The 21340-nt window shown below is 73.7% G+C and carries 21 protein-coding genes; 4 read left to right on the forward strand and 17 right to left on the reverse strand.

Annotation, left to right across the window (positions count from 1 at the left end):
- Positions 1 to 151: 151 nt before the first annotated feature.
- The gene (gene guaB / locus VFJ94_RS10350) at positions 152 to 1669 is read right to left on the reverse strand and encodes an IMP dehydrogenase (RefSeq protein ID WP_325004128.1); all 1518 of its coding nucleotides are present in this window, start codon (positions 1667 to 1669) and stop codon (positions 152 to 154) included.
- A gap of 232 nt (positions 1670 to 1901) precedes the next feature.
- Between guaB and VFJ94_RS10355 the strand changes: the two genes are divergently transcribed.
- A complete protein-coding gene (locus VFJ94_RS10355; protein WP_325004129.1) occupies positions 1902 to 2195 on the forward strand; it encodes a WhiB family transcriptional regulator in 294 nt (97 codons plus the stop codon).
- A 97-nt stretch (positions 2196 to 2292) separates the two neighbouring features.
- Here VFJ94_RS10355 and groL read toward each other — a convergent pair whose 3' ends face one another.
- Both groL and groES read right to left on the reverse strand, forming a co-directional pair.
- Positions 2293 to 3909 (reverse strand): chaperonin GroEL, encoded by a 1617-nt coding sequence (groL, locus tag VFJ94_RS10360; protein ID WP_325004130.1) that lies wholly within the window; start codon positions 3907 to 3909, stop codon positions 2293 to 2295.
- A 163-nt stretch (positions 3910 to 4072) separates the two neighbouring features.
- Positions 4073 to 4369 carry a co-chaperone GroES gene (gene groES, locus VFJ94_RS10365; RefSeq protein WP_325004131.1) on the reverse strand — a complete coding sequence of 99 codons (297 nt, stop codon included), beginning with the start codon at positions 4367 to 4369 and terminating at the stop codon, positions 4073 to 4075.
- Between the two features lie 257 nt (positions 4370 to 4626).
- Between groES and VFJ94_RS10370 the strand changes: the two genes are divergently transcribed.
- A complete protein-coding gene (locus tag VFJ94_RS10370; RefSeq protein WP_325004132.1) occupies positions 4627 to 5868 on the forward strand; it encodes a THUMP-like domain-containing protein in 1242 nt (413 codons plus the stop codon).
- 25 nt (positions 5869 to 5893) lie between these two features.
- Here the strand turns inward: VFJ94_RS10370 and VFJ94_RS10375 are convergent, their stop codons facing one another.
- The 5 genes from VFJ94_RS10375 to VFJ94_RS10395 all read right to left on the reverse strand — a co-directional run bounded on the left by VFJ94_RS10375 (position 5894) and on the right by VFJ94_RS10395 (position 9315).
- Positions 5894 to 6283: a type II toxin-antitoxin system VapC family toxin gene (locus tag VFJ94_RS10375; protein ID WP_325004133.1), complete on the reverse strand. Its 390-nt coding sequence runs from the start codon at positions 6281 to 6283 to the stop codon at positions 5894 to 5896.
- Positions 6283 to 6513: a type II toxin-antitoxin system prevent-host-death family antitoxin gene (locus tag VFJ94_RS10380; protein WP_325004134.1), complete on the reverse strand. Its 231-nt coding sequence runs from the start codon at positions 6511 to 6513 to the stop codon at positions 6283 to 6285. Before VFJ94_RS10380 ends, VFJ94_RS10375 begins: the two co-directional genes overlap by 1 nt.
- 103 nt (positions 6514 to 6616) lie before the next feature.
- Positions 6617 to 7444, reverse strand: coding sequence for a DUF427 domain-containing protein (locus VFJ94_RS10385; RefSeq protein ID WP_325004135.1), 828 nt, complete (start codon positions 7442 to 7444; stop codon positions 6617 to 6619).
- A gap of 48 nt (positions 7445 to 7492) precedes the next feature.
- Complete coding sequence (locus tag VFJ94_RS10390) at positions 7493 to 8308, reverse strand: ribokinase (RefSeq protein ID WP_325004136.1); 816 nt, start codon at positions 8306 to 8308, stop codon at positions 7493 to 7495.
- Positions 8308 to 9315, reverse strand: coding sequence for a nucleoside hydrolase (locus tag VFJ94_RS10395; RefSeq protein ID WP_325004137.1), 1008 nt, complete (start codon positions 9313 to 9315; stop codon positions 8308 to 8310). Before VFJ94_RS10395 ends, VFJ94_RS10390 begins: the two co-directional genes overlap by 1 nt.
- Before the next feature lie 269 nt (positions 9316 to 9584).
- Between VFJ94_RS10395 and VFJ94_RS10400 the strand changes: the two genes are divergently transcribed.
- A complete protein-coding gene (locus tag VFJ94_RS10400; RefSeq protein WP_325004138.1) occupies positions 9585 to 10973 on the forward strand; it encodes a glycoside hydrolase family 3 N-terminal domain-containing protein in 1389 nt (462 codons plus the stop codon).
- Between the two features lie 66 nt (positions 10974 to 11039).
- On the opposite strand, the gene tsaD is transcribed toward VFJ94_RS10400, so the two are convergent.
- The 9 genes from tsaD to glmS all read right to left on the reverse strand — a co-directional run bounded on the left by tsaD (position 11040) and on the right by glmS (position 20084).
- A complete protein-coding gene (gene tsaD, locus VFJ94_RS10405) occupies positions 11040 to 12086 on the reverse strand; it encodes a tRNA (adenosine(37)-N6)-threonylcarbamoyltransferase complex transferase subunit TsaD (RefSeq protein ID WP_325004139.1) in 1047 nt (348 codons plus the stop codon).
- Complete coding sequence (gene rimI / locus VFJ94_RS10410) at positions 12079 to 12540, reverse strand: ribosomal protein S18-alanine N-acetyltransferase (RefSeq protein ID WP_414654596.1); 462 nt, start codon at positions 12538 to 12540, stop codon at positions 12079 to 12081. Before rimI ends, tsaD begins: the two co-directional genes overlap by 8 nt.
- A gap of 104 nt (positions 12541 to 12644) precedes the next feature.
- On the reverse strand, positions 12645 to 13331 hold the full coding sequence (gene tsaB / locus VFJ94_RS10415; protein WP_325004140.1) for a tRNA (adenosine(37)-N6)-threonylcarbamoyltransferase complex dimerization subunit type 1 TsaB: 687 nt from the start codon (positions 13329 to 13331) through the stop codon (positions 12645 to 12647).
- Positions 13332 to 13336: 5 nt separating this feature from the next.
- On the reverse strand, positions 13337 to 13828 hold the full coding sequence (gene tsaE, locus VFJ94_RS10420) for a tRNA (adenosine(37)-N6)-threonylcarbamoyltransferase complex ATPase subunit type 1 TsaE (protein WP_414654597.1): 492 nt from the start codon (positions 13826 to 13828) through the stop codon (positions 13337 to 13339).
- On the reverse strand, positions 13788 to 15047 hold the full coding sequence (locus VFJ94_RS10425; RefSeq protein WP_325004142.1) for an alpha/beta hydrolase: 1260 nt from the start codon (positions 15045 to 15047) through the stop codon (positions 13788 to 13790). Before VFJ94_RS10425 ends, tsaE begins: the two co-directional genes overlap by 41 nt.
- Positions 15044 to 16288, reverse strand: coding sequence for an alanine racemase (gene alr / locus VFJ94_RS10430; protein ID WP_325004143.1), 1245 nt, complete (start codon positions 16286 to 16288; stop codon positions 15044 to 15046). The genes VFJ94_RS10425 and alr overlap by 4 nt, the downstream gene beginning before the upstream one ends.
- A 79-nt stretch (positions 16289 to 16367) precedes the next feature.
- On the reverse strand, positions 16368 to 17849 hold the full coding sequence (locus VFJ94_RS10435) for a bifunctional ADP-dependent NAD(P)H-hydrate dehydratase/NAD(P)H-hydrate epimerase (protein WP_325004144.1): 1482 nt from the start codon (positions 17847 to 17849) through the stop codon (positions 16368 to 16370).
- A complete protein-coding gene (locus VFJ94_RS10440; RefSeq protein WP_325004145.1) occupies positions 17849 to 18199 on the reverse strand; it encodes a holo-ACP synthase in 351 nt (116 codons plus the stop codon). The genes VFJ94_RS10435 and VFJ94_RS10440 overlap by 1 nt, the downstream gene beginning before the upstream one ends.
- 25 nt (positions 18200 to 18224) lie before the next feature.
- The gene (gene glmS / locus VFJ94_RS10445) at positions 18225 to 20084 is read right to left on the reverse strand and encodes a glutamine--fructose-6-phosphate transaminase (isomerizing) (protein ID WP_325004146.1); all 1860 of its coding nucleotides are present in this window, start codon (positions 20082 to 20084) and stop codon (positions 18225 to 18227) included.
- Positions 20085 to 20165: 81 nt separating this feature from the next.
- On the opposite strand from glmS, the gene coaA reads away from it, so the two are divergent.
- Positions 20166 to 21131 (forward strand): type I pantothenate kinase, encoded by a 966-nt coding sequence (coaA, locus tag VFJ94_RS10450; RefSeq protein WP_414654598.1) that lies wholly within the window; start codon positions 20166 to 20168, stop codon positions 21129 to 21131.
- Positions 21132 to 21340 lie beyond the last annotated feature (209 nt).

Genomic DNA, 21340 nt, shown 5'->3' on the forward strand with positions numbered 1-21340 from the left:
ACCGAAGTGGCCACTCGACGAAGGAGAGGCGCGCGGAAGTGGCCACTCGACGAAGGAGAGGCGCGCGGAAGTGGCCACTCGACGAGGGAGGGTGCACCGAAGTGGCCACTCGACGAGGGGGAGGCGCGCGGAAGTGGCCACTCGACGAGGGTCAGCGGCTGGAGTAGTTGGGGGCCTCGACGATCGCCTGCACGTCGTGCGGGTGGCTCTCCTTCAGGCCCGCGGCCGTGATCCGCACGAACCGGCCGCGCTCCTTCAGCTCCGGGATGGTCCGGGCCCCCACGTAGAACATCGACTGGTGCAGCCCGCCGACGAGCTGCCGCGCGACGGTGGACACGGGACCCTTGTAGGCCACCTGCCCTTCGATGCCCTCCGGCACGAGCTGCTCGTCGCTCGTGACGTCGGCCTGGAAGTAGCGGTCCCGGGAGTAGGACTTCTTGCCGCGCGAGCTCATCGCCCCGATCGAGCCCATGCCCCGGTAGGACTTGAACTGCTTGCCGTTCACGAGCACCAGGTCGCCGGGGCTCTCCTCGGACCCGGCGAGCAGCGAGCCGATCATGACCGTGTCGGCACCCGCGACGAGTGCCTTGGCGATGTCGCCGGAGTACTGCAGACCGCCGTCGCCGATGAGCGGCACGCCCGCCGGGCCGCACGCCTGGGCGGCCTCGTGGATGGCGGTCACCTGCGGCACGCCGACCCCGGCGACGACGCGCGTCGTGCAGATCGACCCGGGCCCCACGCCGACCTTGACGGCGTCGACCCCGGCGTCGACGAGCGCCTGGGCGCCCTGCCGCGTGGCGATGTTGCCGCCGACGATCTGGACGCCGGACATGGCGGGGTCGCCCTTGAGCTTCTTGATCATGTCGAGCAGCAGCCGGGCGTGACCGTGCGCGGTGTCGACGACGAGGACGTCCACCCCCGCCTCGACCAGGGTGGTCGCGCGCTGCCACGCATCGCCGAAATAGCCGACGGCCGCCCCGACGAGAAGGCGGCCGTCCGCGTCCTTGCTCGCGTCGGGGAACTGCTCCGACTTGACGAAGTCCTTGACCGTGATGAGCCCGGCCAGCCGGCCGTCGGCGTCGACCAGGGGCAGCCGCTCCCGCTTGTGCTGCCGCAGCAGGGCCGCCGCCGTGTCCCGGTCGATGTCGACCGGGCCGGTGATGAGCGGCATACGGGTCATCACGTCGCGGACGAGCGTGGTCGCCCACTCCGCGACGGGCGTGAAGCGCAGGTCGCGGTTGGTGATGATCCCGATCAGGGTGTTGTCGGCGTCGACGACGGGCAGGCCGGAGACGCGGTACTGGCCGCAGATGTTGTCGAGGTCCTCCAGCGAGGCGTCCGGGCCGATCGTCACCGGGTTGGTGATCCGGCCCGTCTGGGTCCGCTTGACGAGGTCGACCTGGTAGGCCTGGTCCTCGATGGACAGGTTGCGGTGCAGCACCCCGAGGCCGCCCTGACGGGCCATGGCGATGGCCATGCGTGCCTCCGTCACGGTGTCCATGGCCGCCGAGACCAAGGGCACGCGCAGCGAGATCTCGCGGGTGAGGCGCGTCGTGGTGTCGACTTCGCTCGGAATGACGTCGGTCTCGCCCGGGAGGAGGAGCACGTCGTCGTAGGTCAGCCCAAGAGCGGCGAACGGCGCAGGCACGTCAGGGGATCCGAAGCTCATCACCCGATTCTAGGGCAGCAGCGAGAGAGGACCTGCCCACCCGACGGCCCGCCGGACTGCCCGCCGTGCGCCGGTTTCCCTGTCATTCCGGGGGACATTCTTGAACAAGTCTTGAACCTCCGGTTCTTATGTGCGCTTCCGGACGGGAATAGCGTCGAAGCACGAACCCGCAGCGTCGGGCACGTGATGAGGCAGCGGAGGGGGGACCCCCGCCTGATCGAGAGACGAGAACATGGCTGAGATCACCCGACTTCCCGGACCCGTGGCGGACCTGTGGGACTGGCAGCTCAAGGGCGCCTGTCGGGGCGTCAACCCCGAGGCGTTCTTCCACCCGGAAGGCGAGCGCGGCCCCCGTCGGCGCTCCCGCGACGCCGCAGCCAAGGCCGTGTGCGCAGGGTGCCCCGTGCTCCTGCAGTGCCGCAACCACGCCCTCGAGGTCCGCGAGCCCTACGGGGTGTGGGGCGGGCTGACCGAGACCGAGCGCGAGGCCATCTATGCCGCCAGGGACATCGCCGCCGCCTCCTGACCACGCAGGCGCGACGAGGGCCGCTCCCCTTCCGGGGAGCGGCCCTCGCGTCGTGCTGGTGCCCGCTTGGGGCGTCGGCCCCGCTTGGGGCGTCGGCTCAGTGGCCGTGCCCGTGACCGTGGCCCCCGGCGGCGTCCGGCTGCTCCTCCGGCTTGTCGACGACGAGCGTGTCGGTCGTGAGGATCATCGAGGCGATCGACTCGGCGTTGCGCAGCGCCGACCGGGTGACCTTGACCGGGTCGATGACCCCCGCCGCCATGAGGTCGCCGTACTCGCCGGTCGCCGCGTTGAGTCCCTGGCCCAGGGGCATGTCGGCCACCTTGGAGGTGACGACGTAGCCCTGCAGCCCGGCGTTCTCGGCGATCCAGCGCAGCGGCTCCTGGACCGCCTTGCGCACGATCGCGGCACCCGTGGCCTCGTCACCATTAAGGCCCAGGCCGTCGATGACCGTGGCTGCGTGGATGAGCGCGGTGCCGCCGCCGGCGACGATGCCCTCCTCGATCGCGGCGCGGGTCGCGGAGATGGCGTCCTCGATGCGGTGCTTCTTCTCCTTCAGCTCCACCTCGGTGTGGGCTCCCACCTTGATGACGCAGACGCCACCGGCGAGCTTGGCGAGGCGCTCCTGCAGCTTCTCGCGGTCCCAGTCGGAGTCGGTCCGCTCGATCTCGGCCTTGATCTGGTGCACGCGTCCGGTGACCTCGGACTCGTCGCCGGCGCCGTCGATGATGGTCGTGTTGTCCTTGGTGATCACGACCCGGCGCGCCCGGCCGAGCACGGTGAGGTCCGCCTGGTCGAGCTTGAGGCCGACCTCCTCGGCGATGACCTGACCGCCGGTGAGGACGGCGATGTCCTGCAGCATGGCCTTGCGGCGGTCGCCGAAGCCGGGGGCCTTGACCGCGGCCACGGTGAACGTGCCGCGGATCTTGTTGACGACGAGCGTCGACAGGGCCTCGCCCTCGACGTCCTCGGCGATGATGAGCAGCGGCTTGCCCGACTGGACGACCTTCTCGAGGACCGGCAGCACGTCGGCGACGGCCGAGATCTTGCCCTGGTTGATCAGGACGTAGGCGTCCTCGAGGACCGTCTCCATGCGCTCGGTGTCGGTGACGAAGTATGCCGAGAGGTAGCCCTTGTCGAACTGCATGCCCTCGGTGAACTCGAGCTCGGTCGAGGTGGACGAGGACTCCTCGACGGTGATGACCCCGTCCTTGCCGACCTTGTCGAAGGCCTCGCCGATGAGGTCGCCGAGCACCGAGTCCTGGGCGGACAGCGTGGCGACCGAGGAGATCTCGGCCTTGCCCTCGACGTCGCGCGCGATCTTGAGCAGCTCGTTGTTGACGGCCGTGACCGCCTTGTCCATGCCGCGCTTGAGCGCCGCCGGGGCGGCGCCGGCGGCGACGTTGCGCAGACCCTCCTTGACCATGGCCTGGGCGAGGACGGTCGCGGTGGTCGTCCCGTCACCGGCGACGTCGTTCGTCTTGGTCGCGACCTCCTTCGCCAGCTGGGCGCCGAGGTTCTCGTAGGAGTCGTCCAGCTCGATCTCGCGGGCGATCGTGACGCCGTCGTTGGTGATCGTGGGGGCGCCCCACTTCTTGTCGATCACGACGTTGCGGCCCTTGGGGCCGAGCGTCACCTTGACGGCGTTGGCGAGCGCGTCGACGCCGCGCTCGAGCGACTTACGGGCGGAGTCGGTGAACTCCAACTGCTTGGCCATGAGATTCCTTTGGCTCGGAGTGGGTGGCTGGAAGGGTTGACGCTCGGCGGGGCGGACCGGCGCCGAACGCGGCGCACCCCAGCGAGGCCCCGACGGGGCTCACCGGGGTGCGCTCACGGCATACGCCCCCGTGACCGGGGCTGCGGAAGCCGGCTGTCGGGTCTCAGCCGACGACGGCGAGGACGTCGCGGGCGCTGAGGATCAGGAACTCCTCGCCGGCGTACTTGACCTCGGTGCCGCCGTACTTGCTGTAGATGACCTTGTCGCCGACCTTGACGTCGAGCGGGACCCGCTCGGTGCCGGTGTCGTTGAAGCGACCGGGACCCACGGCCAGGACCTCGCCCTCCTGGGGCTTCTCCTTGGCGGTGTCCGGGATGACGAGGCCGGACGCGGTGGTCTGCTCGGCCTCCAGGGACTTGACGACGATGCGGTCTTCGAGCGGCTTGATGTCAACCGACACGGTGGTGACCTTCCCTTCGGGACAGTCGGAACGGGCTAGGGACTGTGGCTCTCCACATGCAGGCCGCCGTCGCGGGGGTCGACCCACTTTCCGGGAGTGCACTGGCACTTTCGAGGTGAGAGTGCCAACGGGAAGAATCTAGGTACCTGTTAGCACTCGGTCAAGTCGAGTGCCAATACAGGAGCGCACGAGCCGTGGCGGCGCGGGCCCCGGGGAACCCCCGACGGTCCGCGGGGTCGGGTGCGAGGATGCCGCCCATGGACGCGGCCATGGTCGAGCGCCTCTCGCACGGCGAGGGCTGGGCGCTGCTGCAGGCGCTGCCACCCTACGACGAGGCCGCCTCGCTGCCCCTCCAGCAGCGCCTCCGCGACGCGGGGTTCGCCCCCGACCTCGTTGCCGCCGCGCTCACCCAGTCCCGGCTGCGGGCCCGGGCGGTGGACAAGTTCGGGGAGTTCGCGGCCGGGATGCTGTTCACCCCCGACGGCCTTGAGCAGGCCACGAGGCTGCCGCTCGCGGCCCGGCACGCCGCACGGTATGCCGCCGCCGGCGTCCGCACGGTGCACGACCTCGGCTGCGGGGTGGGCGCCGACGCCATGGCCTTCGCCGGCCTGGACCTCGCGGTGCGCGCCGTGGACGCGGACCCCGCCACGGCGGCGGTCGCGGCGGCCAACCTGCGGCACTGGCCCTCCGCGTCGGTGACCTGCGCGCGCGCCGAGGACGTGCGGCTGCCTGCCGGGGAGGCTGCCCGCCACCTGGGGGTGTGGCTCGACCCCGCCCGGCGGGTGTCGGGCATCGCCGACGCGCGGGGGCGCACCAAGCGGGTGTTCTCGCTCGACGCCATCTCCCCGTCGTGGGCGGACGTGCGGCGGTATGCCGCGCACGTGCCGGCCACCGGCGCCAAGCTGTCCCCCTCGCTGCCGCACGGGGCGCTCCCGGCGGGCGCGGAGGCCCAGTGGAGCTCGTGGGCGGGCGAGGTCCTCGAGTGCGTCGTCTGGTGGGGGCCGCTCGTCCACGAGGCGGGACGGACGGCCGCGGTATGCCGTGAGGCCGGGACGGTCGTCGTCACCGAGGCCGACGCGGCGCCGGCCGCGGGGGTGCCCGCGCTGGAGTCGCTCGAGCGGCTCGGCGCCTGGCTCTACGAGGCGGACCGGGCCGTGCTCCGCGCGGGGCTCGGCGGGGCGCTCGTCGCCCGCGTCGATGGCCGCGAGCTCGACGCCGGTGTCGGCTACGTCACCAGCGAGGCGGCATACGAGGTCGACTGGGCGCGGCGCTACCGCATCGTGGCGGCCATGCCCCTGTCGACGAAGCACCTCGCCCGGTGGCTGCGCGACCACGGCCACGACCGGGTGACGATCAAGAAGCGCGGGGTGACCCTCGACCCGGACGTGCTGCGGCGCCAGCTCAAGATGACCGGGCGCGGCAGGGGCGGCTCCGAGGCGACGCTCGTGCTCACGCGCGTGGCGGGCGCCCAGGTGGCCCTCGTCGTCGCCCCCGCCTGAGTCCGCGAGCGCCCGGTTCGGGCGGTCAGACCCGTGCGTCCACGAGCTCCACTCGCGGAGAGAGATCGCTGCCGAGGAGGGCCCGGTCGGCCGTGACGAAGGGCAGCCGCTCGATAGCCGCCTGGGTGACGAGCAGCCGGTCGAACGGGTCGCGATGCGGCAGCCCCTCCATCGCACGGGAGAGCCAGGCGTGCGGGGCGGTCACCGCCAAGGTGCCGAGGCCAGCCTCCGCGATGCGCCCGGGGAGGTCGTTGGGAGCGGCGACCTTGCCCAGGGCGACCTTGATGGCGAGCTCCCACAGGCTCGCAGCAGAGACGAGCACCTCCTCGGCCGACGTGAGCCGCCGGCGCGCTTCCGCGCCCAGGCGCGCATGGTCGTCGACGATCCACAGGAGCACGTGGGTGTCGAGCAGCATCAGAACCCCTCGAACAGCCGAGCGACGTCCTCGTCCAGGGCGTCGAAGGTGTCGGAGTCGTACTCGAGCTGTCCGGCCGCCGTCCCGAAGACGAGCTCTGCACGCGGATGGGGCACGAGGTCGGCGACGGGACGACCAGCACGTGCGATGACGATCCGTTCTCCCGCCTCCACCCTCTGCAGCAACTTGGACAGGGTCGACTTCGCCTCGTGAACGTTGACGATGACCATGGCAGGCAGCATATCGGACTAAGCCTGGCTAAGCCTCGCGCATTCGGCGTCAACGTGTCCCGTCGGCCGGTGACGTCACCAGGAGGCTGGGCCAGCGCGACGGTCACGACCACGGTGTGCGCGGACGCTCACGACGTATGCCGTCGACCGTGAGGTCGAGGCGCTCGGTGAAGAAGGCAAGCAGGCCCCGCACCGGCGCCGCGTCGTGGAGCGGCTCCTCGTAGGTCCAGGCGATGTCGGGCACCATCCGCCCGTCGACGTGCGCCGACCAGTAGGAGGCCACCCCCTTGTAGGCGCAGATCGTGTGCGTCTCGCTCGGCGTCAGCAGGTCCATCCGCACGTCCTCGCGTGGCACGTAGAAGCGCACCGGGAGCGGTGTCTCGTAGAGCAGGGTCGCGCGGGCTGAGTCGGCGAGCACGTGCTCCCCGTGGGCGACGACGACCCGCCGGCTGCTGCGCAGGCAGTCGATCCGCGAGAAGGGGTCGTGCGGGTGGCCCATGACCGGCTCGTCCTCCTCGAACCACTGGGTGAAGGCGTTCCAGTCGAGCACGACATAGCCGCCCAGATGAGGGTCGTCCGGGGCAAAGGCCGCACCCGGCAGGTCACCCCGGCCGGTGCGGATCGTCAGCGGGCGGCCCTGCGTCGTGTGCACCGAGAAGGGCGACCCGGGTGTGAGCGCGCCCGGGAGGTCGCCGAGGGGCACCGGACGCTCCTCGCCCGGCTGGCCCGTCCATGGCACGAGCTCACCGTCGACGTCGGCGACCGGCACGGCATACGACGGCACGACCCGGCGCGGCTCCCACACGAGGACCGCCCGGGTGGAGCTCACCACCGGCGCGCCGCGCAGGTCCGCGCGCACCCACTTCTCGACCGGGTGGACGCGCAGCTCGCGGTGGGCACCGGTGAGCAGAGAGCGCATCTGGATGGCCATGGTCCAGTGTGCGCTCGGCGCCGCGCTGGTGTCCCGCTTCCCCGGGGGTCACAGGGCGGCGTGGGGTTGGGCCCCGGGCCACGCCACCGCGTCGGCGCCGGCCCGCGCGGCGACGGCGAGGGCCTCGGTCCGGTCGGCCCCGGCCGCGAGCGCCGCGGCCAGCGCGCCGCAGAAGGCGTCACCCGCCCCCACGCTGTCGACGAGCCGGTCGGCCGGGACCGCGACGCCGTCGACACGCTCGCCGTCCCACACTGCACCGGCCGCCCCGAAGGTGACGAGCAGCGAGCTCGGCAGCAGGTCGGAGTCGGCGAGCAGGGCCGCCTCGCTCTCGTTGACCACGAGGGGGTCGGCGAGCGCCACGACGTCGGGCGGCACGGCGGCATACGGCGCGAGGTTGAGCACGACCCGCGCCCCCGCGGCGTGGGCGCGGCGCGCGGCCTCCGCGACGATGCCCACGGGCACCTCGAGGGAGGCGAGGAGCACGTCCCCGGGCGCGAGGACGAGCTGCGGCCGTGACAGGGCGGCGTTGGCGCCGGGGACGACGACGATGGTGTTCTCCCCGGCCTCGTCGACGGTGATGAGCGCCGTCCCGGTGGGATGCGCGTCGAGCTGGGGCACCATGCACGTGATCCCGAGGGCGCGCAGCCGAGCGAGGTATGCCGTGCCCGCGTCGTCCCGGCCGACGGCGCCCAGCATCGTCACGTCCGCGCCGGCCCGCCGGGCGGCCACGGCCTGGTTGGCGCCCTTGCCGCCCGCGAACCGGCCGGCCGGCTCGCCGAGGACCGTCTCGCCCGGCCTCGGGTGCCGCTCGACGCGCGTGACGACGTCGACGTTGAGGGAGCCCAGGACCACGACCCGGGCCATCAGCGCGCCTTCCCGAGCAGCGTGTGCTGCCAGAGGGCGGCATACCGCGGGCCGTCGACGCCGAGGGCGACCCGGACGGTGGTGGGCGTCTCGGGGTGGGTCTCGCGCGCCAGGTCGGTGTCCTGCTCGCGGCGGTCGACGATCGTGCGACCTCGGGACCGCGCCCCGGCGAGCTCGACCCGCACGGAGAGCAGCTCGGTGACAAGGGCGCCCCGGTCGATCACGGCGCACACGGCGCCCGCGTCGCCGATGGTGGCCGCCGCGCGGCCGAACCGCTCGCACTGGAACTGGAGGAGCCGGCCACCCAGCTCGGCCGCCCGCCCGCCGGTCGCGACGAGGGCGGCGGCCTCCTGCCGGGTCACGACGGGCTCGTAGAACACGTCGAGGCCGTACATCGTGACCGGGACTTCCAGCTCTTGGGCGGCGGCGAGGACGATGGCCGCCGCCTCCGGGTCGTGCACGACGTTGAACTCCGCCGTCGCCGTGGTGCTGCCCGTCGCCGTGGTGCTGCCCGTGGCCGCCGCGCCGCCCATGAAGACGATCTCCGCGATGCCTCGGGCAGCCTCGGGATACGTCCGGAGCAGGAGGGCGACGTTGGTGAGCGGGGCGAGGGGCACGAGCGCCACGGGCCGACCCTGCCCGGCCGCCTCGAGGCAGGTGTCTCGCAACAGCTCGACACCGTGGCGGGAGTCGGGAGACCGGTCGCTCGGCGTCCAGCCCAGGTCGCCCAGGTCGCCCAGGCCGTCGTCGCCGTGGACGTGCCTCGCGCCGGCGGCCGGCTCCAGGAGCGGCCGGTCGGCCCCCCGGGCGACGGGCACGTCGGGACGCCCGGCGGCGTCAAGCACGGTCAGGGTGTTGCGCACGACATCGTCGAGAGCGGCGTTGCCGTCGACGCACGAGACCGCCCGCAGGTCGATGGCCGGGTGCAGCGCCGCCAGCAGCAGGGCGCACGCGTCGTCGACGCCGGTGTCGACGTCGAGGACGACGGGGGTGCGGCTGACGCTCACGACCGGCACGGTATCGCCCGGCCGCCCAGCCCCGCAGGCCCGCAGCCGAGGGACCTGCAGCCGACGGACCTGGAGCCGACCGACCTGCGGTTTCGGTCGGGGGCTGAGTCTTCGGTCAGGGGACGCGCGTGTGCGAGCAGTTCCTGGCCGCGAGCGCAGGCCGGCGAGCCAGGCGCAGTCCTGGCGTGGTCCCGGACCGCGCCTGCAGGGCCGGCCGTGCGGACGAGGGCTGCCGTCGGACGGGGATCGTCCGGCAGTACCGTGTGAGGATGCGCCGGTCCCGCACGTCCACGCATACCGCAGGAGGCCGACCCACCCGGCGCCGGGGACCGCGGCGATCCCCGTTGACGGTCGGCGCCCTCACGGCCGCCCTCGTGGTCGGGCTGGCGCTCGCGGCCTGCACCGGGCCGTCGCCCATCGCGGGCCCTGCGACGGGCGGCGGCGCGACCGGGTCAGGCACCGGAAGCTCGGGTGCGGGCCCGTCGTCGATGCCGACACAGCGTGCCTCGACCACGGCCGCCGCCTCGTCTGGGCCCTCCCAGCCGGCCACGCCGACGCCCCGGGGAAGCCGCCCCGCACCCTCACCCACGCCGCCCCCACCCCCGGCGTCGTGCGCGACGACGCTCGTCGACCGGCTGTCCGCCTCCGAGCGCGCGGGCCAGCTGCTCATGGTCGGCCTGGACGTGGACGCCGCCCGGCGGAGCCTCGACCGCGTCGTCACCGCTCGGCACCTCGGCGGGGTGATCCTGCTCGGTGGCTGGTCCTCCGGGGCGGGGTCGGTGAGCGCGACGACCGCGCACCTGCAGGCCCTCGCCCCCACGACCTCGGCCGGCCGCCTGGGACTGCTGCTCGCCGCCGACCAGGAGGGTGGGCAGGTCCAGCAGCTGCAGGGGCCCGGCTTCGACCGGATGCCGTCGGCGCGCGGCCAGGACGCCCTGTCGCCCGACCAGCTCACCGCGGCCTCCGCCGGGTGGGCCCGCCAGCTGCGTGCTGCCGGGATCACCGTCAACCTGGCACCGGTCGCCGACACGGTGCCGGCCGATCTCGGCCGGGCCAACCAGCCCATCGGCCGCTGGGATCGCCAGTTCTCCAGCGACCCCGACGACGTGGCCCGCAAGGTCGCGGCCTTCGTGGCCGGGATGCACCGCGGTGGGGTCGCGGCAACGGTCAAGCACTTCCCCGGGCTGGGCCGGATCACCGGCAACACGGACCTCACGTCGACGGGCATCACCGACCGGACCACCACGGCGGACGATCCCTACCTGCGCCCCTTCGCCGCGGGAATCCGGGCCGGAGCCGACCTTGTCATGGTGGGCTCGGCCATCTACACCCGGATCGACCCGGGCGCTAACGCGCTCTTCTCGCGGGCCGTCGTCACCGGCCTGCTACGGGAGCGCCTGGGCTACCACGGGGTGATCGTCACCGACGACGTCGGCGCCGCCCGTGCCGTCGCCGCCGTGCCCGTCGGGGCGCGCGCGACGCGCTTCGTCGCGGCCGGTGGCGACATCGTGCTCACGGCGACGCCCGGCAACGTCCCCGCCATGCACGACGCGCTCACGACGTGGATGAGCCGGGACCCCGGCTTCGCCGCCAAGGTCGAGGCCGCCGCCACCCGGGTCGTCGACCTGAAACTGCGCCTCGGCCTGGCCCACTGCTGACCTCCCAGATATCTGGGAGGTCAGGTACCGCCAGAGCGATACCCAGCCCGGCAGACAACTGGGAGGTCAGGCGCGGACGAGGGTCACCGGCATCGAGGAGTCCGTGGGCAGGCCGAGGTCCGAGGGCGCCCGGCCGCGCGTGACGAGCTGCGCCCCGAGGGCGGCGACCATCGCGCCGTTGTCGGTGCACAGGCCGGGGCGCGGCACCCGCAGCGACACGCCGGCGGCGGCGCAGCGCTCCTCGGCGAGCGCCCGCAGGCGGCTGTTGGCCGCGACGCCCCCGCCGACGAGCAGGTGCTCGACGCCGTTCTCGCGGCAGGCCAGCAGCGCCTTGCGGGTGAGCACGTCGACGACCGCCTCCTGGAAGCTCGCCGCGACGTCGGCCACGGGCACGGGCTCCCCCGCCCGCTGCCGCAGCTCCACCCAGCGGGCCACCGCCGTCTTGAGCCCGGAGAAGGAGAAGTCGAAGCGGTGGCGCTCCAGGTCCCGACCTCCGGTCAGACCCCGCGGGAAGTCGATGGCGAGCCGGTTGCCTTCTCGTGCAACGCGATCCACGTGTGGTCCCCCCGGGAAGGGCAGCCCGAGCACGCGTGCCACCTTGTCGAACGCCTCCCCTGCGGCGTCGTCGATCGTGGCGCCGAGCGGGCGGACGTCCTGCGTCACGTCAGGCACGAGCAGCAGCGAGGAGTGACCACCGGAGACGAGCAGGGCCATGGTCGGCTCCGGCAGCGGGCCGTGCTCGAGGATGTCGACCGCGACGTGCGAGGCGAGGTGGTTGACGCCGTAGAGGGGTATGCCGAGCGCCACCGCGAGTGCCTTGGCGGCGGCCACCCCGACGAGCAGGGACCCGGCCAGCCCCGGCCCCGAGGTCACCGCGACGGCGTCGAGGTCGCGCAGCGCGACGCCCGCGTCGCGACAGGCGCGCTCGAGCGTGGGCACCATCTCCTCGAGGTGGGCACGGCTCGCCACCTCGGGCACGACGCCGCCGAAGCGCGCGTGCTCGTCCACGCTGCTCGCGACGGTGTCCACGAGGAGCGCCCCGCCGCGGACGATGCCCACGCCCGTCTCGTCGCACGACGTCTCGATGCCGAGCACGAGGGGTTCGTCAGCCATCGCGGTCCTCCCGGAGCAGGCGGCGCATGACGAGGGCGTCCACGTCGCCGGGCTGGTAGTAGCGGCGCCGCACGGAGATCGTGCGGAATCCGTTGCGCTCATAGAGTGCTCGCGCCGCGGCGTTGTCGGCGCGCACCTCGAGGAGGAGCGACCCGGCCCCACGGGCGATCGCGCGCTCCACAAGAGCACGCAGGAGTATGCCGCCGAGCCCCACCCCCTGGGCCGCGGGCGACACTGCGAGCGTCATGACGTCGGCGACGTCTCCCGCGACGTCGATCCCGGCATAACCGCTCACGGAGCCGTCCTCGCCGACGGCCACGACGTAGTCACGGCGCGGCCTTTCGGCGAGCTCCGCCCACCACGTCGCGAGCGACCAGGCGTCGTCGGCGAAGAGCGCCACCTCCAGCCGCGCGAGCGCCTCGAGGTCCGTCCACTCGAGCTCCCGCAGGGTCACCGACCCTCCCCGCTCGAGGTGATGCCGGGCGCAGGAGGTGCCCGAATCCAGCTCGGCTCCGGATGGAGCTGGGGGTGGTGGGCGCAGTGGTGCGTGCCGCTGCCTCATCCGAGGGTCGACTTCCGGCTCGGTCCAGTCGAGCCGGTGGGGGCGGCGTCGGGGCGGCGCAGGTAGAGCGGATCGACCCCAGGGAGGCGCTCCCCCGCCCGCAGCCGCCGGACGGCGAGGTCGGCCAACGTCCCCGCGCTGACGTCGAGCGGCGGCGCGCCGTGCGGCAGCGCGCCGGGGTAGAGCAGGGGCCCGCGTCCCACGGCCGGCAGCGAGCGCACCGGCTCGGGCAGGTCGGCCGCACGGCTCACGCACGGGCCGTCGACCCGCTCGGCTCCCGACGCGGAGAGGCGGTAGACGGCGGCATACACCTCCTTGCGCCTCGCGTCGGTGGCGACGAGCAGCTCCCCCGCCCGCTCCGGCTCGGCGAGCCACGCGGCGTGGGCCAGCGCGTCGAGGCTGCAGACGCCGTGCACCGGCACCCCGAGCGCGAACGCGAACGTGCGCGCCGTGGCGATGCCGACGCGCAGGCCGGTGAACGGGCCCGGCCCGGTGCCGACGGCGACGTCGGTGACGTCGGCCGGGCGGGCCCCGACGTCCGCCAGCACCGTCCGGATGCCCGGTGCGAGGTGCTCCGCGTGTGCGCGGGCGTCGAGCGTCGTGGCCTCGGCCAGCACAGAGTCGCCGTCGCAGAGGGCAGCCGTGATGGCCGTCGTCGACGTGTCGATCGCGAGCAGGAGCACGCGGGTCACGCTATCCCGGCCGTGTCCACGACCTCGTCCCAGCGGCGGCCCACGCCGCGCAGCCGGGCGGTGCGCACCTCATCGCCCGCGAGGCGGATCTCCAGTCGCTCGTCGCTCAGCTGCTCCGCGAGCCCGGCGCCCCACTCGACGACCGTGACGCTGTCCTCGAGGTCCGCGTCGAGGTCGAGGTCGTCGAGCTCCACGGAGCTGCCGAGGCGGTAGGCGTCGACGTGGACGAGCGCGGGGCCACCCACGAGCGACGGGTGGTGGCGCGCGATGACGAAGGTGGGGGACGTGACCGGGCCGCGCACGCCGAGGCCCGCGCCGATGCCCTGGGTGAGCGTCGTCTTGCCCGCGCCGAGCTCGCCGGTGAGGACGATGACGTCGCCGCGCCTCAGCCGGCCACCGAGCCAGCGCCCGAAGGCCTGGGTGTCGCCGGCGCTCTGCCAGCGGAGCTCACGCTCCACGGGCTCGGCTCTCCTCCTCCGCCGCGCCATCGCCGGAGCCGTCCTTGCGTCCGGCGGCCCGGCGGCGCATCCGCCGCTCGCGGGCCACGTCCGTGACGACGCGGCGCACCCGCGGCGCCCGGCTCACGTCGATGTGCTCGGCCCGGGCCCGCGCCGCCCGGTCGACGAGCTGCAGGAGGTGGGCGTTCAGCAGGTCCGGGTGCTCGAGCATGATGAGGTGGCCCGCGTCGTTGACGACGACGTGCTCGGCCCCGGGGATCGCCGCGACGATGAGCTCGCTGTGGGCCGGTGGCGTGAGGACGTCCTGACGGCCGTTGAAGACGAGCACGATGGTCGAGGTGAACTCCGACAGGGCAGGCCGCTTGTCGAACCCGTCGAAGGTCTTCAGATAGCCCTCGACGACGTCGAGCGGCGTGCCGAGGAGCATGTCGGCGGTGTAGCGCACGAGGGACCGGGGCACGGGCGAGGCGAACGAGTGCTGCTCGACGAAGAACTCCTCGATGTCCCGGGTCGCGCGCCGCAGCCGGGAGAACAGCTCGGGCCGCTCGCTGAGCGGCCGCAGGAGCCGTGGCCCGAGCACCTCGAGCAGCATGCGTCCCATCGTCGCGAGCTTGCCGCCGTTGGCGAGGTCGAGGCCGCCGGGGCTGGTGCCGACGAGGGCCAGCCCCACCACCCGGTCGCGCACCAGCTGCGGGAACTGCTCGCCGAAGGCGAGGATCGTCATGCCGCCCATGGACTGGCCCACGAGGACGAGGTCGCCGGTCGGGACGACCTGCTCCAGCACGGCGTGCAGGTCGGCGCCCAGCCGGTCGATGACGTAGGACTCCGAGTCGGCGCGCCCGGAGCGCCCGTGCCCACGCTGGTCCCAGCTGACGACCCGGTAGCCGGCCTCGACGAGGGCACGCCGCTGGTAGATCCAGCAGGCGAGGCTGAGGCAGTAGCCGTGGGTGAGCACGATGGTCGGCAGCTCGTCGGGGCGCCCGCCGCGGGTCACCCCGTCGGCCGCCGCGGACGCGGCCGCGGCGGTCGGCACGTCGATCTCGACGTGCAGGGGGACGCCGTCGTTGGTGATGACCACTCGCTCCTGCGTCGGGGTGATCTCGAAGCCGTCGTCGGTCTCCAGCGCCGCCGCCGCCGCGCGGTTCTTGCTCGCCCGGTCGGCGACGACGCCGGCCGCGACCCCGGCCGCGGCAGCGACGACCGCCGCCCCGATGCCGACGATCGGGTGGCGCCTCGCCCTCGGGCTCATCGGGCCGCCTCCGGTCCACCGCCGGACAACCCGGCCGGAATGCCGACGGGGACGTCTGCGGGCATACCGGCGGGAATGCCGGCGGGAATGCCCGCGGGGACGCCGACGTGGATGCGTGGCACCCGGGCTCCGAGCCGGGTCACGATCTCGTAGCTGATGGTCCCGGCCGCGTCGGCCCACTCCTGTGCGGTCGGCTCCCCCGGGGCGCCCCCGAAGAGCACGACCTCGTCCCCCGCACGCGCCGGGCTGCCGGCTCCGAGGTCGACGACGAACTGGTCCATGCAGACCCGGCCCGCGACCCGGCTGCGGGTGGTGCCGACGAGCACGGGGCCGGCGCCGGAGGCGTGCCGGGGGATGCCGTCGGCGTAGCCGGCGGGGACGAGCCCGACCACGGTGTCCGTCGCCGGCGCGTAGGCGTGGCCGTAGCTGATGCCCTGGCCGGCCGGCAGCCGCTTGACGAGGACGAGGCGCGCCTTGAGCGTCATGACGGGTCGCAGCCCGAAGTCGTCGGCGACCTGCGGCACCGGCGACAGGCCGTACACGGCGATGCCCGGCCGCACGAGGTCGGCGTGGGCGCCCGGGTGCAGCAGCGTGGCGGCCGAGTTGGCGAGGTGGCGCACCTCGAGACGCGCCCCCTCGCGCTCCGCCTCGGCCGCCGCCTCGAAGAAGCGCTCCTGCTGCGCGAGGACGGTCGGGTGCTCGGGTGCGTCCGCGAAGGCGAAGTGGGTCCAGGCGCCGACGATGCGGATGGCCTCCTCGGCCTCGAGGCGCCGGGCGTGGCGCACCAGCGTCGTCCAGTCGCCGCCGAAGGCGCCCCCGCGGCCGAGGCCGGTGTCGACCTTGAGGTGCACGCGGGCGGTGCGGCCGGTCAGCCGCGCGGCCCCGGCGATCTCGTCGAGTGCCCACGGCGCCGATGCGGACAGGTCGATGTCGCGCCGCAGCGCACCTGCCAGGTCGGCCCCGGGCGCGTAGATCCACGACAGCAGGCGGGTGCCGACCCCCGCGTCGCGCAGGGCGCACGCCTCGGACAGCTGGGCGACGCCGAGCCACGTGGCCCCCGCCCGGACCGCCACCTGCGCACACGGCACGAGCCCATGACCGTACGCGTCCGCCTTGACGACGGCCATGAGCTCGGCGCCCGGGGCACGCTCGCGCAGTGCCCGCACGTTGTGCTCGAGGGCGGTCAAGTCGATCTCGGCCCACAGAGGGATCGCCTCGGGCCCGGCGGCATTCGTGGTCATTGGCCCCAGTGTCCCAGATGGCCGCGGACGTTCCGTGATTGCGGCCCGGCAAGTCATGTCCTGCCGGGCCGCCGGCGGATCACCGACGGCGCGTCAGCAGCCGGCGCACGGCAGCCGGTATGCCGCCCGCCACCGCGGTGGCGCGCAGCGGCCCGCCGCCCGAGGCGAGGTCGGCGGCCACGCCGTGCACGAGCGCGCCGAGGGATCCGGCGTCGCGGGGGGCAAGCCCTGCCGCGAGGAGCGTCCCGACGAGGCCGGCGAGGACGTCCCCGGCGCCCGCGGTCGCCAGCCAGGCAGGAGCGTCGGCCTGGGACCGCACCGGTGCCGAGGGGTCCTCGCCCACGACCAGGGTGGTCGAGCCCTTGAGGAGCACGACGGCCCCGGTCCGCTCGGCGAGCCGGCGACAGTGCCCGACCGGGTCGCGCTCCACGTCGGCGCGGGCGACCTCACGGCCGGTGAGCCGTCCGAGCAGCCGGGCCAGCTCACCCGCGTGCGGGGTGAGCAGGGTGGGCGCCGCCCTCGTGCCCTCGAGGAGGTCGAGGCCTCCCGCGTCGAGCACGACAGCCAGGTCGCTGTCGAGGGCCTGCGCCGCCACGGCGAGCTGGTGCTCGGCCTCGTCCCCCTCGGCCGTGACGTCCAGGCCCGGGCCGACGAGCCATGCCTGCACCCGCCCGGGGCCGTGGACCGCCTCGGGCACCGCGGCCCGCACGAGAGCGGTGGGCGTCGGGGTGCCGACGTAGCGCACCATGCCCGCCCCGGCCTCCACCGCCGCCGTCACGGCAAGCACCGCCGCGCCCGGGTAGGACTCGCCCCCCGCCACGACGCCGAGCACGCCGCGCGAGTACTTGTCGTCCCCTGGCCCCGGCACGGGCCACAGCCGGGCGCCGTCGCCGACGGTGAGCCGCTCGACCGCGGCGGGCACGTCGGCCACGTCGATCCCGATGTCGACGACGGTGAGCCGGCCGGTCGCCGCCTCGCCGGCCGGCAGCAGGTGGGCCGGCTTGGGAGTGCCGAAGGTCACCGTCTCGTCGGCCCAGACCGTGTCCGCCGCCCGGACGAGGCCGGACGGGTCCAGCCCGCTCGCGACGTCGACGGCGATCACCCACGCCTCGTCGGGCACCGCGCCGACGAGCGCCGCCGCGTCGGCCCGCAGGCCGGGCCGGCCGCCGATGCCCGTGATGCCGTCGAGGACGACGTCGGCCGCCCGCACGGCCGCGGCGGCGGCGTCCCGGTCCTTCGCCGCCACGACCACGGACGCCCCCGCCTCCTCCGCGGCGAGCAGCCCGGACGCGTGGGCGCCGGACCGATCTGCGGGGAGGAGCACGGCGACGCAGGCGAGCCCCGACCGCGCGAGCTCGGCGACGGCATACAGGGCGTCGCCGCCGTTGTCCCCGCCTCCGACGAGGGCCACGACGGTGCGGCCGTCCCGCTCCGCGAGCCGGGCCGCCGCCACCTCGGCGAGGCCGTGTGCGGCCCGGCGCATCAGCTCGCCCTCGGGCAGCCTCGCCATCGCGGCCGACTCCGCGGCGCGCACCGCCTCGACGGCATGGGCGCGGATCATCAGCCCTCCGCGATGACGACCGCGGACGCGATGCCCGCGTCGTGCGAGAGCGAGACGTGGAAGGAGTCGACACCGAGCTCGCTCGCCCGGGACTGCACCGTCCCGCGGACCTCGAGGAACGGCCTGCCTGCGGAGTTCGTCACGACCCAGGCGTCCGTCCAGTGCATCCCGGACGGCGCCCCGAGCGACTTGGCGAGCGCCTCCTTGGCGGCGAACCGGGCTGCGAGCGAGGCGATCCCGAGGGTGAGCTCCTGCGCGGTGAAGAGCCGCTCGCGCAGCGCGGGCGTGCGCTCGAGGGTCGCCTCGAAGCGCTCGACGTCGACGACGTCGATGCCCACTCCGATGATCACGGCCCGACGCTCCTCGTGCGGGGCGTCACTCGACGGTGACGGACTTCGCGAGGTTGCGCGGCTGGTCCACGTCGAGGCCCTTGGCGGTGGACAGCCACAGCGCGAAGACCTGCAGCGGGACGACGGCGAGCAGCGGCGCGAGCAGCGGCGCGGTCGCGGGGATGCGGATGACCTCGTCGGCGAACGGCACGACGTCCTCGTCGCCGTCCTCGGCGATGACGAGGGTGCGCGCCCCACGGGCCCGGATCTCCTGGATGTTGGAGACGACCTTGCCGTGCAGGCCGTGCTCGCTCGTCGGCGACGGCACGACGACGAACACCGGCTGCCCCGGCTCGATGAGCGCGATGGGCCCGTGCTTCAGCTCGCCGGCGGCGAAGCCCTCCGCGTGGATGTAGGCCAGCTCCTTGAGCTTGAGCGCGCCCTCCATGGCGACGGGGTAGCCGACGTGGCGGCCGAGGAAGAGCACCGAGCGGGTGTCGGCCATGAAGCGCGCGATCTCCTGGACGCGGTCCATCCGACCGAGCAGCGCCTCGATCTTGTCCGGCACCTCCCCCAGCTCCTTCATGACCGACTGCGCGTCGTCGGCATACGACCCGCCACGCAGCTGGGCGAGGTAGAGGCCGAGGACGTAGCACGCGGTGATCTGGGCGAGGAAGGCCTTGGTGGAGGCGACGGCGATCTCCGGGCCGGCGTGGGTGTAGAGCACCGCGTCCGACTCCCGGGGGATGGTCGAGCCGTGCGTGTTGCACACGGAGATGGTCATGGCCCCGAGCTCCCTGGCGTGCTTGACCGCCATGAGCGTGTCCATGGTCTCGCCGGACTGGCTGATCGACACGACGAGGGTCCGCTCACTGACCACCGGGTCGCTGTAGCGGAACTCGTGGGCGAGGGCGACCTCGACGGGGATGCGCGTCCAGTGCTCGATGGCGTACTTCGCCGTCATCCCGGCATACGCGGCCGTGCCGCAGGCGACGACGACGATCCGGTCGATGGCCGTGAGCTGCTCCTCCGGGATGCGCAGCTCGTCGAGGACGAGCCGGCCGGCGCCGTCGGTCCGCCCGAGCAGGGTGTCGCGCACCGCGTGCGGCTGGTCGTGGATCTCCTTCTCCATGAAGGTGGCGTAGCCGCCCTTCTCCGCGGCGGCGGCGTCCCAGGTGACCTCGTAGGCCTTGCCCTGCGCCGGCGTGCCGTCGAAGCCCATGATCGTGGCGCCGTCCGGCGTGATGGTGACGATCTGGTCCTGGGCGAGCTCGAGCGCGTGCCGCGTGTGCCCGATGAAGGCCGCGACGTCGGAGCCGAGGTAGGTGGCGTCCTCGCCCAGCCCGACGACGAGCGGGCTGTTGCGTCGCGCCCCGACGACGACCCCGGGCTGGTCGGCGTGGATGGCGAGGAGCGTGAAGGCGCCCTTCAGCCCGGAGACCACCGCGCGCATCGCCTCGGTGAGGTCACCCCGCTCGTCGTATGCCGCCGCCAGCAGGTGGGCGACGACCTCGGTGTCGGTCTCGCTGGTGAACTCGACGCCGGCGGCGAGCAGCTCGGTCTTCAGGGAGTGGAAGTTCTCGATGATCCCGTTGTGGATGAGGGCGAGCCTGCCGTCCTCGCCGCCCCGGTGCGGGTGGGCGTTCTCGTCCGTCGGGCCGCCGTGGGTGGCCCAGCGGGTGTGCCCGATGCCCGTCGCGGACGGCGGCAGGGGGTGGGCGTCGAGCTCGGCCCGGAGGTTGGCGAGCTTGCCGGACTTCTTGCGTGTCTCGACATGGTCGCCGTCGAGCAGCGCGACTCCTGCGGAGTCGTAGCCCCGGTACTCCAGGCGGGCCAGGCCCTCCAGGACGACGTCGAGCGCCTTGCCGTCAGCGCCCCGGCCGACGTATCCCACGATTCCGCACATACGCCCCAGCCTACGGGACGCGGCCGCCGAGGCCGGACCGTGCGAGCACGCCGCCTCGGGGGGTAGGACACAATGGCGGGCGTGCGGCAGCCGACGAGCGAGACCACCGAGACGTTCACCACGCCGTACGTGGAGCTCGACCGGGCGGCGTGGTCGCGCTTGCGGGAAAACTACCCGCTCAGCCTCGACGACACCGACATCGCCCGGGTGCAGGGGCTCGGGGACCGCGTCGACATGCGCGAGGTGGAGGAGGTCTACCTGCCGCTGTCGCGGCTGCTCGCCTTCTACGTCGCGGGGACGCGCCAGCTGCACCAGGTGACGACCGACTTCCTCGGGGAGCGGCCGGCCAAGACTCCCTTCGTGATCGGCGTGGCCGGGTCGGTGGCCGTGGGGAAGTCGACGACGGCCCGCATCCTGCGCGAGCTGCTGGCCCGCTGGCCGGACACCCCACGGGTGGAGCTCGTGACGACCGACGGCTTCCTCTACCCCAACGCCGAGCTCGAGAGCCGCGGCCTGCTCGGCCGCAAGGGCTTTCCGGAGTCCTACGACCGCCGGGCGCTGCTGCGCTTCGTCGCCGAGGTCAAGTCAGGACGGCCGGAGGTCTCCGCGCCGGTGTACTCGCACCTCAGCTACGACATCGTCCCCGGCGAGCAGATCGTCGTGCGCCGCCCCGACGTGCTCATCGTCGAGGGGCTCAACGTGCTCCAGGCCCCGATGATCCACCCGGTGCGCGGCAGCGGCATGGCGATCAGCGACTTCTTCGACTTCTCGGTCTACGTCGACGCGTGGGTCGACGACGTGCGCACGTGGTACGTCGAGCGGTTCCTGCGACTGCGCGAGACCGCGTTCTCCAACCCCCAGTCCTACTTCCACCGGTATGCCGCGCTGTCCGACGCCGAGGCCATCGCGACGGCGAACCGGATCTGGCGCGAGATCAACGGACCCAACCTCGTGGAGAACATCCTGCCCACCCGCTCCCGGGCGACGCTCGTGCTCTCCAAGGGGGAGAACCACGCCGTGCGCCGGGTGCGCCTGCGCAAGATCTGACGGACCCCCCGTACGGAAGTGGCCACTCGACCCGGCAAGGTCGAGTGGCCAGTTCTGCACCCACACGTCGAGTGGCCACTCGACCCGGCAAGGTCCCGCGGCCCCCCGTACGGAAGTGGCCACTCGACCGGGCAAGGTCCCCCCGCCCGCCCCGTACGGAAGTGGCCACTCGACCGGGCAAGGTCCCCCCGCCCGCCACGTACGGAAGT

The organism is Intrasporangium sp. (assembly GCF_035688975.1).
Lineage (GTDB): Bacteria > Actinomycetota > Actinomycetes > Actinomycetales > Dermatophilaceae > CALMNV01.